The sequence below is a fragment of the Mesorhizobium sp. ES1-6 genome (assembly GCF_020164775.1).
Classification (GTDB): Bacteria; Pseudomonadota; Alphaproteobacteria; order Rhizobiales; family Rhizobiaceae; genus Mesorhizobium.
In genome coordinates this window covers 157,080-171,342 of the sequence record NZ_JAIUGU010000014.1, presented here as the reverse complement: position 1 = coordinate 171,342, position 14,263 = coordinate 157,080, and the positions used below count along the sequence as shown (strand labels likewise).

Sequence of the window (14,263 nt, the reverse complement as noted above, 5' to 3'; positions counted from 1 at the left end):
GGAAAACAACCGTCTCACGGGGCATGCGCATGCGGCATTTCGATTCACCAGATACTTTCCCCGGACAGCCCTGCCGTTCACGGGGAGAAATGCCCGGCAGGGCAATGAGCGGCTGCGCCAACGTTGCAGCTTTTCCTCGGAGCGCCTGTTTCTACACAGTATGCTCCGCCCGCAGCGCCGCTTTCATCCGTTCCAGCGCCGGTTCGCCGCCAGCCGCCAGTTCGTTTGCGATGCGGGCCAGCTTGTCGTCGGACTTGCGGTGCTTGCTGCCCCAGGCGCCCAGCGTGGCCAGCACCGGAAGCAAGTCGATGCCGGCCTCGGTCAGCCGGTAGATCGCCTTCAGCCCGTGGCTCGGGTCGTCGCTGCGGGTGAGGATGCCTTCGTCCTGCAGCGTCTGCAGCCGCTCGGCCAGCGTGCGCGAAGAGATGCCTTCATCGGATTGCAGGAACTCGCGAAAATGCTTTTTGCCGGCGAAGACCAGGTCGCGGATGATGAGCAGCGTCCAGCGATCGCCGAGCAGTTCCAGCGACAGGTTGATCGGGCAGCCGGATCTTTCGCGGGTCGACATTTCTATGGTTCCATTTTTAAATCACTTTACTATTGACGTCATTGTTCGCATGCGTCAAATGGTTCCGAAAGTAAAGCATTTACTGCGCGATCCGAGGAGGACAATCAATGAAAAAGCTCATCCTTCAGATGCAGATGTCGGTCGACGGTTTCGTCGGCGCCGAGGCCGATCATCCGTGGCAGCTCTGGGAGTGGGGCGACGACAATGGCTGGGACGCCGAGCTGAAACGGGATTTCAACGCCGTGTTCGCCGGCATCGACACCATCCTCTTGAGCAGCAAGATGGCCGAGGAGGGCTATCTCACCCATTGGGGCAAGGCGGCGCGGAAATATCCGGCCGATCCGTTCTATGCCTTCGCCCAGCGCATCGTCGAAGCGCGCAAGGTGGTGCCGAGCGACAGGCTCGAGGCCTCGCGGTGGGAACGCACCACGGTGGTGAGCGGCGACCTTGCGCGCGAGGTCAACGCGCTGAAGGCGGGCGAGGGCGGCGACATCGCCGTCTTCGGCGGCGCCGGCTTCGCCTCGGCGCTGATCGCGGCCGGGCTGGTCGACGAGTTCCAGCTGTTCGTCAATCCGGCCGTGCTGGGCGCCGGCCGCCGTATCTTCGACCAGGGCGGCTTTCACAAGCTGCGTCTGCTCGGCTCGAAGGCCTATGCCTGCGGCATGGTGGTCAACCGCTACGCGGCGGCTGGCTGACCTGGCCGAAATATGGTGCGGGCAGAGTCCCTTGCCGGCCTGTCTTCGCCTTTCGGATGCGGTCGCCAGCAAGCCGGCCGGCGACCGTGCCCGGAGATAAAGCATCCCGTCGCGTATCCTTTTTGCCTGACCGTCCGTCTGAAGCTTCGGACCATCGCGAGACACGCGATCGGCGGATCGAGGAGACCACCATGGCGAGCATCGAGAGCGAGGCAAACAGGAACCATTACGCGGCGATCGCGGCCAATGCGGGCAAGCTTAGCAGCCCGCAGGCGATCATCGACCACAACGATGTCCATTGGACGGCGCTGACCGGCGAGCCGCGCGGCGTCGACTATATCGAGGTCGATGCCGGCGGCGTGCCGGCGATGTGGGTCGTGCCCAAGGGCGCCGACGACGAGCGGGTGCTGTTTTATGCGCATGGCGGCGGCTTCATCGGCGGCTCGATCTACACGCATCGCAAGCTGGTCGGGCATCTTGCCAAGGCCGTCGGCTGCCGGGCGCTGGTCTACAACTATCCACTGGCGCATCAGGCCAAGCACCCGGCCCAGCTCGAGGCCGCGATGGCAGCCTGGAACTGGCTTGTCGACCAGGGCTTCGACCCCGGGCGGATCGTGATCGCCGGAGATTCCTGCGGCGCGGTGCTGACCTATGGCGTCCTGCAGCGGCTGCGTGCGCAGGGGCGGCCGCTGCCCGTCGCCACGCTCATCATCTCCGGCTGGTTTGACATGGCGATGACCGCCGCCAGCTACGAGACCAACCGCGAAAAGGACCCGGCCTTCGCCAGGGGAGCCGTCGATTGGCTGGCGGCCAATTTCATCGGCGATGCCGACCGGCGCGATCCGGAAGTCAGCCCGCTTTATGCCGACCTCTCCGGCTTTCCGCCCGTCTTCCTGCAGGCCGGCGCCGACGAGACGCTGGTCGACGAAAGCCGCATGTTCGCCGAGCGTGCGCGGCAGGCCGGCGTCGAGACGCGTCTCGACGTCTTTGACGGCATGCTGCATTCCTTCCAGATGATGGCCGGGCGGGCGCCGGAGGCCGACGATGCGATCGGCCGCTTCGCCGCCTGGGTGCGGCCAAAGCTGGGACTGCCGGATGCCGCTGATAAAGTTGCCGACAACAGGGCGGCCTGACCGTGGACCATCTGCCCGGGTCGAGCGTCGTGCTTGTGAATGTGCGGCACTTGCGCGATGCTGGAGTGACGCTGAGCGACGTGCCGCGATGAACCAGCAGATCCGCAAATCCGATCAGACGGCGCAAGGCATTGCGCCGCGCCTTGACCCCGAAGGCCTGTTCGACATGCGCTACAGGGCGTTCCTGGAGACGGTCTCGCATTTGCGTGTCCGTCTGCACCGCTACTGCGCGCGCATGACCGGTTCGGCTCTCGACGGCGAGGACATCATGCAGGAGGCGCTGTTCGAGGCCTATCGCAAGATCGAGCTGCTCGACGATGCGCAGGCGCTGCGGCCGTGGCTGTTCCGCATCGCCCATAACAGGTGCATCGATTTCATCAGGAGCCGCCGCGCGCGGCTCAAGGCCGAAGCCGGCTATGCGGCCGACGACATCGTGCTGCCTGTCGAGCCCGCTGGTCCTGGCGCCGGCCGCGCCATCGAGCGGCTGGTCGTGCACCTGCCGCCCAAGGAGCGCGCCTGCGTGCTGCTCAAGGACGTCTTCGACCACTCGCTGGAAGAAATCGCCGACCTCGTCGGCTCGACGTCGGGCGGGGTGAAGTCGGCGCTCAACCGTGGCCGCGCCAAGCTCGCCGCCTTGCCGGCGCAACCGGTCGCGGCGCCGGCACACGACCCCGAACTGGAACGGCTGCTTGGCCGTTATGTCGAACTCTTCAATGCCAGGGATTGGGACGGCGTGCGGGCACTGACCAGCGCCGATGCGCGGCTGCGGGTCTCGGACTGCTACAAAGGCTTGCTCTCGGCTTCGCCCTACTTCGTCGAGTATGAGCGCGGAGCGCCCTGGCGCATGCGGCCAGGCGCGATCCCAGGCGCGGTCGAAGGGGAGTTCGTGCTGGTCGTCGACCGGCTGCATGGCGAGGTCTGGCGGCAGGATTATCTGGTGCGGGTCCATGCCGAAGGCGGCGTGATCAAAAGCATTGCCGACTATTATGCGTGTCCCTGGATCCTGGAGATGGTGGCCGCGGACGCGGAATGAAGCGCTTCATGCTCCATGACGCTCACTTAGCATCGTGAAAAATGATGCCGACCGTGTGGCGCATGCCTGAGCGCAGGCGGCTGACGCCGTGGCGCAGATTGACGCGGTAATTGCCTTTCGTGCCCTGCACCGGCCGGTTGTGGACGGCGAAGGCCACCGCATCGCCCTGGCGCAGGGGCACCACCTCGACCCGGCTCTGCATGCGCGGCCGCTGTTCGGTCAGCGCGAATTCGCCGCCGGTGAAATCCTCGCCGGGCTCTGAAAGCAGGATCGCCACCTGCAGCGGGAAGGCGAGGTCGCCATAAAGATCCTGGTGTAGGCAGTTGAAGTCGCCGGGCACGTATTGCAGCAACAGCGGCGTCGGCCTGACCTGGCCGGCGGCATGGCACTGGTCGAGAAACGCGCCATGCGTGGCAGGGTAGCGCATGGCGATCCCCATGCGCTCGTTCCACCGGTTGGCGATTTCGGCCAGCCTGGGATAGAGCGCGCCGCGCAGGCCGCCGACGAGGTCGGGCAGGGGATAGCGGAAATAGCGGTATTCGCCCTTGCCGAAACCGTGCCTGGCCATGTGGATGTGACTGCGGAAATGTTTTTCCTCCGTGTAGAGGCCGGCGATCTGCCGGCACTCTTCAGGCGAGAGCAGCTTTTCCATCACCGCGCAGCCGAAGCCGTCAAGTTCGGCGGTGAGCGCCGACCAGTCGTAAGTGGCGATGCGTGTCCGCGCGGCTTCGACCAGCGATGCGGCAACCCTGGCGTCGGCGTTCATATCGCCGCCTCCCTTTCCAGCAAGGCGCGCTTGCGCTCGATGCCCCAGCGGTAGCCGGACAGCGAACCGTCGGCGCGCAGCACGCGGTGGCAGGGAATGCCGAGCGCGATGGCGTTGGCGGCGCAGGCCGTCGCCACGGCACGGGCACCGTCCCGCATGCCGAGGCGCCGGGCAAGGGCGGTGTAGGTGACCGTGACGCCGCACGGTAGGGTGCGCAGCGCCTCCCACACGCGCTGCTGGAAGGGCGTGCCGTGGCGCGTGTCGAGCGGCAGGTCCAGACCGGCGCCGGGCGTTTCAATGAAGCGCGCGATCGCCGCGAGATCCTCGCACAGGCCGGCTTCGTCCTCGATCAGGACGCTGCCGGGGAAGCGGTTGGCGAGATCCTGTTCCAATGTTTCGGCGTCGGAGCCGATCAGCATGGCGCAGATGCCGAGATGGCTGCGCGCCACGAGGATGTTTCCAAGCGCGGACTGGCCGATGGCGTAGGTGATGGTCTCGAGGGCGGCGCTGGTGGCCGCCGGCCTATGGGTTTGCATGTGGTTCATTGCCTTCACTCCTTCTGTGTGTCTGAACCCTAGCCCCATGCCGGCTGGTCCTCACTCCGGTGCTTGCTTTCAAATTCAAATTTGCCGCGTTCGAGGATGAAGGATGCACAGGCACCGAGTGTGCCTACACGACACGCGTGACGGTGACCTCGCCTAGCAAAAAGACCTCGCCGCTCAACAACCGCAGCTCGATCTCACCCGTAGCGGTGCCGCTCCACTCTGCCTTGCCACCATCGACCAATTCGCCGATGGAAGCCAACACCAGCGACTTCGCATCTACGGCCCCGTTATTGGCGATCTGGACATTCGCACCGGCGGTGGAGGACCTTGCCATGGTGCGCATCGCCGGTCCTCCGTCAGGCCCGCGAGGACCGGTCGGCCTTGGCGGATGCCGCCTCGCGGTCGAGCAGCGCTCGCTTGCGCTCCGCGCCCCAGGCATAGCCCGACAGGGCGCCATCCCTACGGATCACCCGGTGGCAGGGAATGGCGACCGCAAGGGCGTTGGCGGCGCAGGCGGCGGCGACGGCGCGGGTCGCCTTGGGCGCGCCGATACGGCCGGCGATCTCGGCATAGGAGACGGTGCGGCCAGCGGGGATGTCGCGCAAGGCCTGCCAGACGCGCTGCTGGAACGCAGTGCCGCGCACGTCGAGCGGCAGGTCGAGACCGAGCGCCGGCGCCTCGACGAAACCGACGACGCGGGCGACGAGCGCCTCATAGTCGCGGTCGCCGCCGACCAGCCGCGCCTTGGGGAAACGGTCCTGCAGGTCGCGCACCAGCGTGTCGGGATCCTGGCCGAGCAGGATCGAGGCGACGCCCTTGCGGCTCGATGCGACCAGGATGGTACCGAGCGAGGATTCGCCGACGGCGAAGCGGATTTCCTCGTTGGCGCCGCCGGCACGGTAGCGCGTCGGCGTCATGCCGAGCATGCCGGTGGATTTCTCGTAGAAACGCCCGCTCGAATTGAAGCCGGCATCGTAGATCGCCGAAGTCACGCTGACGCCGTTCTCCAAGCCCTGGCGGACCCGTGCGGCACGCCGGGCGGCGGCGTAGTCTTTCGGCGTCAGCCCGGTGACCGCCTTGAAAACGCGGTGGAAATAGCCGGGGCTGCGGCCGGCGGCATCGGCCAGTTCGGCGAGCGAGGGTTCGGCCTCGCTGTCCTCGATCCTGCGGCAGGCATCCGCCACCATCGCGGCGTTGGCGGCCTCGAGCGAAGGGCCGTCCGGATTGCAGCGCCGGCATGGGCGAAAGCCTGTCGCCCTGGCCTGGTGTAAAGTGTCGTGCAACTGGACGTTGGCGGGGTTGGCGCGCCGCGACGGGCAGGACGGCCGGCAATAGACGCCGGTCGTTGCCACCGAATACCAGAATGCGCCGTCGGCCGACTTGTCGCGCGCCACGATGCGCGCCCAGCGCGGATCGTCAGCGACCAGCAGTGTCGCGGGTTGCAGATGTTTGGCCAGGGTAATGAACATAAGCGCATTGAAGCCGCGCAGGGCCAGCCGCGCCACCCGTTTCCTGACAAGTGTCAGGAGGAGGAAGCGTGATTGAGGGCAAGATGGATCCATCCGGCCGAGAGCGACACGCAGGCTTATAAAGAGTATGACAAGATTGATCCGGAGAAGGTGTGATGGAAAACATTCGACCCATTAAGACCGAAGCCGATTACGATTGGGCGATCGCCGAAATCACCAAATACTTCGAGAATGAGCCGGAGGTCGGCTCTCTCGACGGTGATCGCTTCGACGTCCTCGCAACCCTGATCGAGGCTTACGAGGATAAGCACTACCCGATTCAGGCACCCGATCCCGTCGAAGCCATTCATTCGCACATGCAATTGTTCAACCTGTCGCGAAAGGCTTTGGCCGAGGTGATCGGATCATCGCCTCGGGCAACCGAGGTGCTGAACAGAAAGCGCGCCCTTACCCTCGACATGATCTTCAAACTGAACAAGGAATGGAACATTCCCGCCGAAATCCTCGTGCGACCCTATCACCTCGCAAAGGACAGGGGCGGCAAGCGCGCCTAAAGCGTTGTCCACCCGCTTGCCGACAGCATTGGCTCCTACGCCGCGCGCTTGGGTTCCACCGCGAAGGGGCTGAGGCCGAGCCAGGTCTGCATTTGCCTGCCGATGGCCTGGTCGCCGGTCAGGACGACCTTCGCGCCGGCCTTCTCGACGGTGAGCAATCCCATCCAGATCGCCGTCATCGTGTGCAGGTCGGTCGAGACATAGAGGTCGACGTCGAAGCCTGGATCGTACCAGCACAGGTCGACCTCGCCGTGCTTTTCGACAATCAGCCACCGGGAGCGCTTGGAGGCCGGAAGTTCCTGATACAGGAACTGTATCACCGTGCGTCCTTCCGGCAGCGGCGAGGGGTTCAGATTGCGCCGCATGTCCCACATCAGCAGCGACGGATCGAGATTCTTCAGCGACAGCCGGGACTCGACCCATTTCTGGCCCCAGAACCCCATCGCCTCGACGACCGGGCGCAGATCCCGGCCGGCCTCGGTCAGCCGGTATTCCAAAATCCCTTTCTCGCCCTGGACCTCCTTGCGCTCGACGATCCCCGCCAGTTCGAGCTCCTTCAGCCGTTGCGACAGAAGGGTCGGCGACATTTTCGGCACGCCGCGGCGCAGGTCGTTGAAACGGGTCGAACCGGCAACCAGCTCGCGCATCAGCACCATCGTCCAGCGGGTGCACAGCACCTCGGCGGCCATCGATAGCGGGCAGAACTGTTTGTATCCGTGCTGGGTCATGACCGTGCCTCTCCCTCGAACCTGCGGCCAACATTAGTCCTTCGTGATTGAAGCGGCGAGTACAGAAACTGTACCGGCCCGGTACAGTTCGCGGACTGGTTCGCTCGGGCCCCGCCATGCGAGCCCTCTGGCCGGCTGCACGGGATACCCCTGTGAGCCGCAACCAGGAGACGACAATGACTGCTTACGTTATCGCGGACATCAAGATGAAGGACCCGAAATGGGTGCCGGCCTATGCCGCGTCGGTGCACGAACTCGTCCACAAGCATGGCGGCAGATATCTGTCGCGCAGCGGCAATGTGAAGACGCTCGAAGGCCAGCCGCTCGACACCACGCTGATCGCCTTGATGGCGTTCCCGTCGGAAGCGGCGGCGCGCGCCTTCACCAGCGATCCGGCCTACGCGCCTTTCGTCTCGGCTCGCCAGGGCGGCAGCGACAGCCGTTTCCAGCTGATCGACGACACCGATCTTGCGGGGACGATCCCGTATCTGCCGAAGGGATGACCGGCATTCGCCGCGTTTTCGGGATCTTCAAGCAGCAACAGCCACGGCGCTTGCCTGTCGCGCCGCCGTATTTCCGGCGGTCGGCCAGCCGTGCTTTTTCAACAGGAATGGAATGGATATGAAATCAAACTTTCGCAACGGGTTTCTCATGGCGGGGGCCATGCTGGCCGTCTGCACGACCTTCGCCCAAGCACATCAGGAGGCGGCCGCGGGTGCGCCGGATGCCAATCCGCTGGCCGAAAAGGTGCGGGCCGCCAACAGCCGGTTTCTCGACGTCAATGCGGCGACGGCGGAAGGCTATGCGCCCATCCCCTGCGCCAGCGGCATCACCGGCGGCGCGATGGGCATCCACTATGTCAATGGCGGGTATCTGAAGGACGACAGGATCGACATCGCCCGTCCAGAAGCGGTGATGTACGAGCCGATGGCCGACGGCACGCTGAAGCTGGTGGCGGTCGAATACATCACCTCGAAGGGGCCGGCGTCGCTGGAGGGACAGCTGTTCAACTTCAACAGCGCGCCCAACCGCTATGGCCTGGGAGAGTTCTACGAGCTGCATGTCTGGGCCTGGAAAGGCAACCCGACCGGCACCTTCGCCGACATGAATCCCAAGGTGTCGTGCGAACACGCGATGGCGCCGAGCCAGTAACCGGCATGGCCAGGCGGCGGCAATGCCGCCTGGCCAAAGCCTCGATTTCGGCTAAGTTTGTCAGGCCGCCTTGATCAGGCCGAGCTGGGTGAGGGCGGCGACGCCATCGTCGAGGCCGATTTCCTCGACGATCCTGCCGTCGATCACCTTCAGCACCGTGGTGCCGGTGAAGCGCATGGTGCGGCCGGTGGCGGCGGGCAGCGAGCCGGTCAGGAAATCGCCGAAGGCCGGGCCGGTATGCGTGCCGCCGCCCTCCCACTGGCCGACGACATAGTCGCCCTCGGCGATGAGGTCGGCGGTGGCCCAGAAGTTGAGGTCCGGGAAGGCGGCGCGGAAATCGGTCATGAAGGCCTTGATGTCGTCGCGGCCCCGGCGTGGCTCGTGCAGCGAATATTTCAGCAGCATGTCGGGCGCGGCGACCGCGTCGACGACCGAGAGGTCGCAGGTTTCACCCCAGAAGTCGGTGAACCATCTGACGACGACGGCCTTGTTGTCTTCCTGCTTGGTCATAGGGAGGTCCTCTTCTTGTCTGGATCACCGGGGTCGATGATCCCTGGCCATCCCTACGACGATCGGACGCGCGCAAAACTCCGGTTCTTGCCGGCCAATCGAAAGGCGGCATGGCAGGCGAGGAAAGCCAGCACGCCGGCCCCGGCGTCCCAGTAACTGTTTCTTCTCTGGTTTTGCCGCAGATTGCCCGCGGGATGGGGCAGGCGAAACGGACGATGGCGCGTCAGGGTAGGAAAAATCGCAATGGAGCGTTCTGGGCCAAGGCCCTGGAGCGTGCCCATCTTGGCGTCTGGGACTGGGATCTCCGCACCGGCGATTGTTTCTACTCCGCGACCTGGGCGCGGATGCTTGGCTACGACGAGAACGAGCTTGCCGCCACCAGCGACCTGTGGCTGCAACTGACCCATCCCGATGACCGCGAGCGGGCGCTGGCAAGCGGCGACCGCCACATTGCCGGGCTGACCGACTACATCGAGACCGAACTCCGGCTGAAGCACAAGCAGGGCCACTGGGTGTGGGTGCTCGACCGAGGCGGCATCGTCGAGAGCGACGCTGACGGCAAGCCGCTCAGGCTGATGGGCGTGCAGACCGACATCTCCAAGCAGAAGGCGGCCGAAGCCGCGCTCGAACAGGTCAACATCCGCTTTCGACTGGCGCTCGCCGCCAGCGGCACCGGCATCTGGCACTACGACATCGCTACCAACAAGAGCTATTGGGACTCGCGCACAAGAGAGATATTCGGCCTCGTCGCGGTGACCGACGAGGTGACGGCGGATCTCTGGCACAGCTACTTGCATCCCGACGACAAGGACGCCGCCGAAAGCGCCCACAAGGTGCCGTTGGAAACCGACGGCGTCATCGCCGCGCAGTACCGGATTATCAAGCGTGACGGCCAGATCCGCCATGTCGAATCGCTGCTGCGCTTCGTCGCCGCCGCCGGTGCCACCGGCCAGGTCCTGGGCACCGTGCGCGACATCACCGAGGACAGACTGCGCGAACAGGAGCTTGCCTTCGCCGCCCGCCACGATGCGCTGACCGGCCTTTGGAACCGCGCCGCCTTCGACAGGCTGCTCGCTGACCATATCGCCACGCGCGTGCCGCTGGCGGTGTTCTATGTCGACCTCGATTATTTCAAGGCGCTCAACGACTTCGCCGGCCATGCCGCCGGCGATCTGGCGCTGAAGGGCGTCGCGGCGGGCATTGGCCGCTGCCTGCCGCCATCGGCGCATGCGGCGCGGCTCGGCGGCGACGAGTTCGCGCTGATGGTGCCCGATTGCGATGTCGATCAGGCCGAGCAACTGGCAGGCGCGATCCTGACGGCCGTGCGCGACGCCGATCTCGGCCTCGCCGCGACGTCGCGGCGACTGGCGGCCAGCATCGGCATCGCCATCATCCACGACCCTCTCACCACGGTTGCCGACGCATTGGCTTGCGCCGACGATGCCTGCTACGCGGCGAAGGCCGCCGGGCGCGATCGCTTCGCGCTGTTTTCGGCCGAGACCGCCGCCGGTTCGGGCGGCCTCAACGCCGCACGGCTGGCCGCCGACACGGTGGACGCCATGGAAGACGGCAGGCTGAAACTGTTCGGCCAGGAGATCCACCGGCTGGGCAGGCCCTGGGAAGAGAGCCGCCACGTCGAGGTGCTGGCGCGGCTGGCCGCAAAGGGCGGCCGGCTGATCCCGCCCGGCGAATTCATTCCGGCGGCCGAGCGCTTCGGTGTTGCCGCGCGGCTGGACCGCTGGATCATACGCACGGCGCTGTCACGGCACGGCGCGGCGATGAAATCCGGCGCCATCACGCTCGGCTTCAACCTGTCGGCGCAGACGCTGAGCGATCCCGGACTGTGGGACTTCGTCGACAGCATCATCGAGGAAACCGGGGCGCCGCATTCGGGCATCGGCTTCGAGATCACTGAAACCGCCGCCGTCACCAATTTCGATGCCGCCGAAACCTTCGTGCGCAGGGCGCGCGAGCGGCGCTGCAAGGTCAGCCTCGACGATTTCGGCGCCGGCATGAGCTCGTTCGAATATCTCAGGCGCTTTCCGGTCGATGCCATCAAGATCGACGGCTCCTTCATCGAGAACATCGCCGAAAGCCGCTTCGACCGCGAGATTGTGCTGGCCATCACCAGCATCGCCCGCAGCCTCGGCTGCGCCGTGGTGGCCGAGAAAATAGAGCGGCAGGACATCGTGGCCATGCTGGACGATATGGGCGTCGAGTTCGGCCAGGGATTTCTGCTGCACCGGCCCGAACCGCTGGAGGGGATCGTGGCGCGCGCGGCGGGATTGGCCGGCGGCGCATCGAGACGCACGGCGTCCTGATTGGACAAAACGCATGTCGCTAAGCGACCTGGACAGCGATATGCGTGAAGGCGAAGATTCGATGCGCGCGGGCTGAATCCGCTAAACGCGACGCGTTTTGTCAGCCGTGCCGACGCGCCGCCGCTCGGGGAAATTCCAGCACCCCGGGTTCCGGCTTCCTGTGTTGTGCTTCCGCCACCATCTCGATCAACAGGTCGAGGGCCTCGCATGTGGCGCGGCTCGTCTCGTCATTGCCGCGCAGATAGTGATAGGCGCGTTCGAGATGGAGACGGGCGGCTGAAAAATCGCTGGTCAATGGTCCCTCCATGATCCCGCCCTAATGTATCTTGGCCGGCCTGGCGCAATGTGGGGTAAATATCCACAAGCGCCTTTTATTCAAATGCCGGCGAACGCACTGGAGACGGGCAGCCGGTGGCGGTGCCCGTTTGTCAGGAGTGAGGGCGCCACGGGCTTTGCGCGGTGTGGCGGTGTGCCTAGACTGCGCTCCTTTGTCCGAGGTGAAATCGATGATCGTCCAGGCCTGCATCAACGGCGCGCGGCCGCGCGATTTCCATCCCAGCCTGCCGCTGACGGCGCACGCGATGACCGCGGATGCCGCTTCCTGCGTCGGCGCGGGTGCCGCCGAACTGCACATCCATCCGCGCGGCGAGGACGGTCGCGAAAGCCTGGCGGCGGTGGATGCGACGGTCCTTGCCGTACGGCAGGCCTGCCCGGGGACATTGATCGGCGTGTCGACCGGCGCCTGGATCGAGAACGATGTGGAACGGACCCGCGCGGCGATCGCCGCCTGGCGCGAACTGCCCGACTATGCCTCGGTCAATCTTTCGGAAGCCGACGCGCCCGCCGTGATGGCGCTGTTGCGCGAGCAGGGCGTCGGCATCGAGGCCGGGCTTGCCACGACGCAAGATGCGGAGCGCTTCGTGGGGCTCGCCGATCGCGCCCGCGTGCTGCGCATCCTGATCGAGATCGACATACCAGACCTGCCCGTCGCCCTCGACGAGGCGCACGGCATCGCCGCCGTGCTCGAGCGCGCCGGGGTGCGGCGGCCGATCCTGCTGCATGGCGTCGACGGCACCGTCTGGCCGTTCGTGGACCTTGCGCGGCAAAAGCGCTGGTCGACGCGGGTCGGGCTTGAGGACGGCAAGACGCTTGCCGATGGAACGGTGGCAAAGGACAATGCGCGGATCGTTGCCGAGGCGACAGCAATCTTCCGCTCCGCGAGTTAAGCTGAACCTCGGCTCGGGTCAGACTCGCTGCACGTCCGGTGCTGTCCAGCCACGCAAAATATGTTTCTGGATCTTGCCGGACGCGGTGCGCGGCAGCGCCTCGGCGAGCAGGAACTGCTTCGGCACCTTGTAGCGGGCGATGCGGTCGCCGCAATGGCTTGCCAGGGCGGCCGGATCCACGATCCGGCCGGGTTTGACCACGACGAAGGCGCGACCGACTTCGCCCCAGCGCTCGTCGGCGACGCCGATCACGGCGGCTTCGGCGATGTCGGGATGCTCGAGCAGCACCATCTCGATTTCGACGGGATAGACGTTCTCGCCACCGGAGATGAACATGTCCTTGCGACGGTCCACGAGGGTGACGAAGCCTTCGTCATCGCGCCGGGCGATGTCGCCGGTGCGGAACCAGCCATCGCTGGTGAAGGCGCGCGCCGTCTCTTCCGGCCGGTTCCAGTAGCCCGGCGTGATCGAGGGGCCGGACAGCCATATCTCGCCCGGTTCGCCGGCCGCGACCTCCTGGCCGTCGTCGTCGACTATGCGCAGGCCGATCGTCGGCGCCGGCAGGCCGGCCGAGCCGGCCTTGCTGGCGATCCGCCCGGCCTCGACCGGCATGCCAAGCACGGTGCCGGCTTCGGTCATGCCGAAGCCGTCGACCATGCGGATGCCTTGCGCCAGCCACCAGTTGACATCGATGGCCGGGTTCGGCGCGCCGCCGGTGAAGATGGCGGTGAGGGACGTCCAGCGCGACGGCGCGAAGTCGGGATGTTCCCGCAGCATCCGGGCCATCTGCGGCACGCAGAAATAATGGGTGACGCCGAGTGAGGGATCGGCCAGCCGGCGGTTGGTCACATCGGCATCGAAGCCGGGCGAGATCAGCACCGTGCCGCCCTGCAGCAGCGGCGGACGCAGGCTGGTGACGAGGCCGATGACATGGAACATCGGCGCATCGCAGAGGAAGACGCTGGCATTGCCGACGCGCCCGAGCACGCCGAAATTGACTGCCGTGGCCAAGGCGTTGCTCTCGGTGACGACGACACCTTTGGGCTGGCCCGACGTGCCCGACGTGTAGAGGATGATCGACGGCGCATCGCTGGCCGGCAAGACGCGGCGCGGCGCCGGCGCCTGGGCCTCGACCGCCCTTGCGAAGGCAGCGATGTCCACCGACATGCAGCCGTCGGTTGGCGCCAATCCAAGGGCCGCGTCATGCAGCAGCAGCGCCGGACCGCAATCGGCCAGGATCGCCCGCCGTTCGGCACCGGCGAGGCGCCAGTTGAGCGGCACGAAGATGGCACCGAGCCGCATCGCGGCCTGCTGCAGGATCAGGAGATCGGCGCTGTTGCGGGCAAGCGTGGCGATGCGTTGGCCCTGTTCGACGTCCCAAGCGGTTTCGAGGACGCCGACGGCGCGCTGGATGGCCTCGTCGAGCGCCGCATAAGTCCAGCGCCGGCCGGTTGCCAGGTCGACACAGGCGAGACGGTCCGGCTGGCCTCCGGCATGCAGGGCGATGGGATCCGATGTCGTCGGGGCCGGCATTCGCATCTCCTCCCAGATTGCGTCTTACCG

At 65.9% G+C, this 14,263-nt stretch carries 17 protein-coding genes; 8 read left to right on the top strand and 9 right to left on the bottom strand.

Annotation, left to right across the window (positions count from 1 at the left end; translation table 11 throughout):
• Positions 1-151: 151 nt before the first annotated feature.
• Complete coding sequence (locus LB564_RS27255; protein WP_224542300.1) at positions 152-568, bottom strand: winged helix-turn-helix transcriptional regulator; 417 nt, start codon at positions 566-568, stop codon at positions 152-154.
• A 107-nt stretch (positions 569-675) separates the two neighbouring features.
• On the opposite strand from LB564_RS27255, the gene LB564_RS27250 reads away from it, so the two are divergent.
• From LB564_RS27250 to LB564_RS27240, 3 genes are all read left to right on the top strand, one after another.
• Positions 676-1,263, top strand: coding sequence for a dihydrofolate reductase family protein (locus LB564_RS27250; RefSeq protein ID WP_224542299.1), 588 nt, complete (start codon positions 676-678; stop codon positions 1,261-1,263).
• A 191-nt stretch (positions 1,264-1,454) separates the two neighbouring features.
• Positions 1,455-2,396, top strand: coding sequence for an alpha/beta hydrolase (locus tag LB564_RS27245; RefSeq protein ID WP_224542298.1), 942 nt, complete (start codon positions 1,455-1,457; stop codon positions 2,394-2,396).
• Between the two features lie 88 nt (positions 2,397-2,484).
• Positions 2,485-3,429 (top strand): sigma-70 family RNA polymerase sigma factor, encoded by a 945-nt coding sequence (locus LB564_RS27240; protein ID WP_224542297.1) that lies wholly within the window; start codon positions 2,485-2,487, stop codon positions 3,427-3,429.
• A gap of 22 nt (positions 3,430-3,451) precedes the next feature.
• Here the strand turns inward: LB564_RS27240 and LB564_RS27235 are convergent, their stop codons facing one another.
• From LB564_RS27235 to ada, 4 genes are all read right to left on the bottom strand, one after another.
• Positions 3,452-4,195, bottom strand: coding sequence for a 2OG-Fe(II) oxygenase (locus LB564_RS27235; RefSeq protein WP_224542296.1), 744 nt, complete (start codon positions 4,193-4,195; stop codon positions 3,452-3,454).
• Complete coding sequence (locus tag LB564_RS27230; RefSeq protein ID WP_224542295.1) at positions 4,192-4,740, bottom strand: methylated-DNA--[protein]-cysteine S-methyltransferase; 549 nt, start codon at positions 4,738-4,740, stop codon at positions 4,192-4,194. The genes LB564_RS27235 and LB564_RS27230 overlap by 4 nt, the downstream gene beginning before the upstream one ends.
• A gap of 124 nt (positions 4,741-4,864) precedes the next feature.
• Positions 4,865-5,083, bottom strand: coding sequence for a hypothetical protein (locus LB564_RS27225; protein WP_224542294.1), 219 nt, complete (start codon positions 5,081-5,083; stop codon positions 4,865-4,867).
• A 13-nt stretch (positions 5,084-5,096) separates the two neighbouring features.
• Positions 5,097-6,209, bottom strand: a complete 1,113-nt coding sequence (ada, locus tag LB564_RS27220) for a bifunctional DNA-binding transcriptional regulator/O6-methylguanine-DNA methyltransferase Ada (RefSeq protein ID WP_224542305.1) — start codon at positions 6,207-6,209, stop codon at positions 5,097-5,099.
• Positions 6,210-6,364: 155 nt separating this feature from the next.
• On the opposite strand from ada, the gene LB564_RS27215 reads away from it, so the two are divergent.
• Positions 6,365-6,763 (top strand): type II toxin-antitoxin system HigA family antitoxin, encoded by a 399-nt coding sequence (locus LB564_RS27215; protein ID WP_140708592.1) that lies wholly within the window; start codon positions 6,365-6,367, stop codon positions 6,761-6,763.
• A 35-nt stretch (positions 6,764-6,798) separates the two neighbouring features.
• Here LB564_RS27215 and LB564_RS27210 read toward each other — a convergent pair whose 3' ends face one another.
• The gene (locus LB564_RS27210; RefSeq protein WP_224542293.1) at positions 6,799-7,491 is read right to left on the bottom strand and encodes a winged helix-turn-helix transcriptional regulator; all 693 of its coding nucleotides are present in this window, start codon (positions 7,489-7,491) and stop codon (positions 6,799-6,801) included.
• A gap of 176 nt (positions 7,492-7,667) precedes the next feature.
• Here LB564_RS27210 and LB564_RS27205 point away from each other — a divergent pair, with 176 nt between their 5' ends.
• On the top strand, positions 7,668-7,994 hold the full coding sequence (locus LB564_RS27205; RefSeq protein ID WP_140708588.1) for a DUF1330 domain-containing protein: 327 nt from the start codon (positions 7,668-7,670) through the stop codon (positions 7,992-7,994).
• 112 nt (positions 7,995-8,106) lie between these two features.
• On the top strand, positions 8,107-8,643 hold the full coding sequence (locus LB564_RS27200) for a hypothetical protein (protein ID WP_224542292.1): 537 nt from the start codon (positions 8,107-8,109) through the stop codon (positions 8,641-8,643).
• A 60-nt stretch (positions 8,644-8,703) separates the two neighbouring features.
• On the opposite strand, the gene LB564_RS27195 is transcribed toward LB564_RS27200, so the two are convergent.
• The gene (locus tag LB564_RS27195) at positions 8,704-9,153 is read right to left on the bottom strand and encodes an ester cyclase (protein ID WP_140708586.1); all 450 of its coding nucleotides are present in this window, start codon (positions 9,151-9,153) and stop codon (positions 8,704-8,706) included.
• Between the two features lie 215 nt (positions 9,154-9,368).
• Here LB564_RS27195 and LB564_RS27190 point away from each other — a divergent pair, with 215 nt between their 5' ends.
• Entirely contained in the window at positions 9,369-11,474 is a 2,106-nt protein-coding gene (locus LB564_RS27190) for an EAL domain-containing protein (RefSeq protein ID WP_224542291.1), read from the top strand.
• A gap of 100 nt (positions 11,475-11,574) precedes the next feature.
• Here the strand turns inward: LB564_RS27190 and LB564_RS27185 are convergent, their stop codons facing one another.
• Positions 11,575-11,769 (bottom strand): hypothetical protein, encoded by a 195-nt coding sequence (locus tag LB564_RS27185; protein WP_181173788.1) that lies wholly within the window; start codon positions 11,767-11,769, stop codon positions 11,575-11,577.
• A gap of 211 nt (positions 11,770-11,980) precedes the next feature.
• On the opposite strand from LB564_RS27185, the gene LB564_RS27180 reads away from it, so the two are divergent.
• Positions 11,981-12,700: a 3-keto-5-aminohexanoate cleavage protein gene (locus tag LB564_RS27180; RefSeq protein WP_224542290.1), complete on the top strand. Its 720-nt coding sequence runs from the start codon at positions 11,981-11,983 to the stop codon at positions 12,698-12,700.
• 18 nt (positions 12,701-12,718) lie between these two features.
• Here the strand turns inward: LB564_RS27180 and LB564_RS27175 are convergent, their stop codons facing one another.
• Complete coding sequence (locus LB564_RS27175; protein WP_411910231.1) at positions 12,719-14,239, bottom strand: AMP-binding protein; 1,521 nt, start codon at positions 14,237-14,239, stop codon at positions 12,719-12,721.
• Positions 14,240-14,263: the final 24 nt, after the last annotated feature.

Bases quoted from the DNA above. Each gene is read 5' to 3' on its own strand.
- LB564_RS27255 (WP_224542300.1), bottom strand. From the start codon at position 568: ATGTCGACCCGCGAAAGATCCGGCTGCCCGATCAACCTGTCGCTGGAA.
- LB564_RS27250 (WP_224542299.1), top strand. From the start codon at position 676: ATGAAAAAGCTCATCCTTCAGATGCAGATGTCGGTCGACGGTTTCGTC.
- LB564_RS27245 (WP_224542298.1), top strand. From the start codon at position 1,455: ATGGCGAGCATCGAGAGCGAGGCAAACAGGAACCATTACGCGGCGATC.
- LB564_RS27240 (WP_224542297.1), top strand. From the start codon at position 2,485: ATGAACCAGCAGATCCGCAAATCCGATCAGACGGCGCAAGGCATTGCG.
- LB564_RS27235 (WP_224542296.1), bottom strand. From the start codon at position 4,195: ATGAACGCCGACGCCAGGGTTGCCGCATCGCTGGTCGAAGCCGCGCGG.
- LB564_RS27230 (WP_224542295.1), bottom strand. From the start codon at position 4,740: ATGAACCACATGCAAACCCATAGGCCGGCGGCCACCAGCGCCGCCCTC.
- LB564_RS27225 (WP_224542294.1), bottom strand. From the start codon at position 5,083: ATGCGCACCATGGCAAGGTCCTCCACCGCCGGTGCGAATGTCCAGATC.
- ada (WP_224542305.1), bottom strand. From the start codon at position 6,209: ATGTTCATTACCCTGGCCAAACATCTGCAACCCGCGACACTGCTGGTC.
- LB564_RS27215 (WP_140708592.1), top strand. From the start codon at position 6,365: ATGGAAAACATTCGACCCATTAAGACCGAAGCCGATTACGATTGGGCG.
- LB564_RS27210 (WP_224542293.1), bottom strand. From the start codon at position 7,491: ATGACCCAGCACGGATACAAACAGTTCTGCCCGCTATCGATGGCCGCC.
- LB564_RS27205 (WP_140708588.1), top strand. From the start codon at position 7,668: ATGACTGCTTACGTTATCGCGGACATCAAGATGAAGGACCCGAAATGG.
- LB564_RS27200 (WP_224542292.1), top strand. From the start codon at position 8,107: ATGGATATGAAATCAAACTTTCGCAACGGGTTTCTCATGGCGGGGGCC.
- LB564_RS27195 (WP_140708586.1), bottom strand. From the start codon at position 9,153: ATGACCAAGCAGGAAGACAACAAGGCCGTCGTCGTCAGATGGTTCACC.
- LB564_RS27190 (WP_224542291.1), top strand. From the start codon at position 9,369: ATGGCGCGTCAGGGTAGGAAAAATCGCAATGGAGCGTTCTGGGCCAAG.
- LB564_RS27180 (WP_224542290.1), top strand. From the start codon at position 11,981: ATGATCGTCCAGGCCTGCATCAACGGCGCGCGGCCGCGCGATTTCCAT.
- LB564_RS27175 (WP_411910231.1), bottom strand. From the start codon at position 14,239: ATGCGAATGCCGGCCCCGACGACATCGGATCCCATCGCCCTGCATGCC.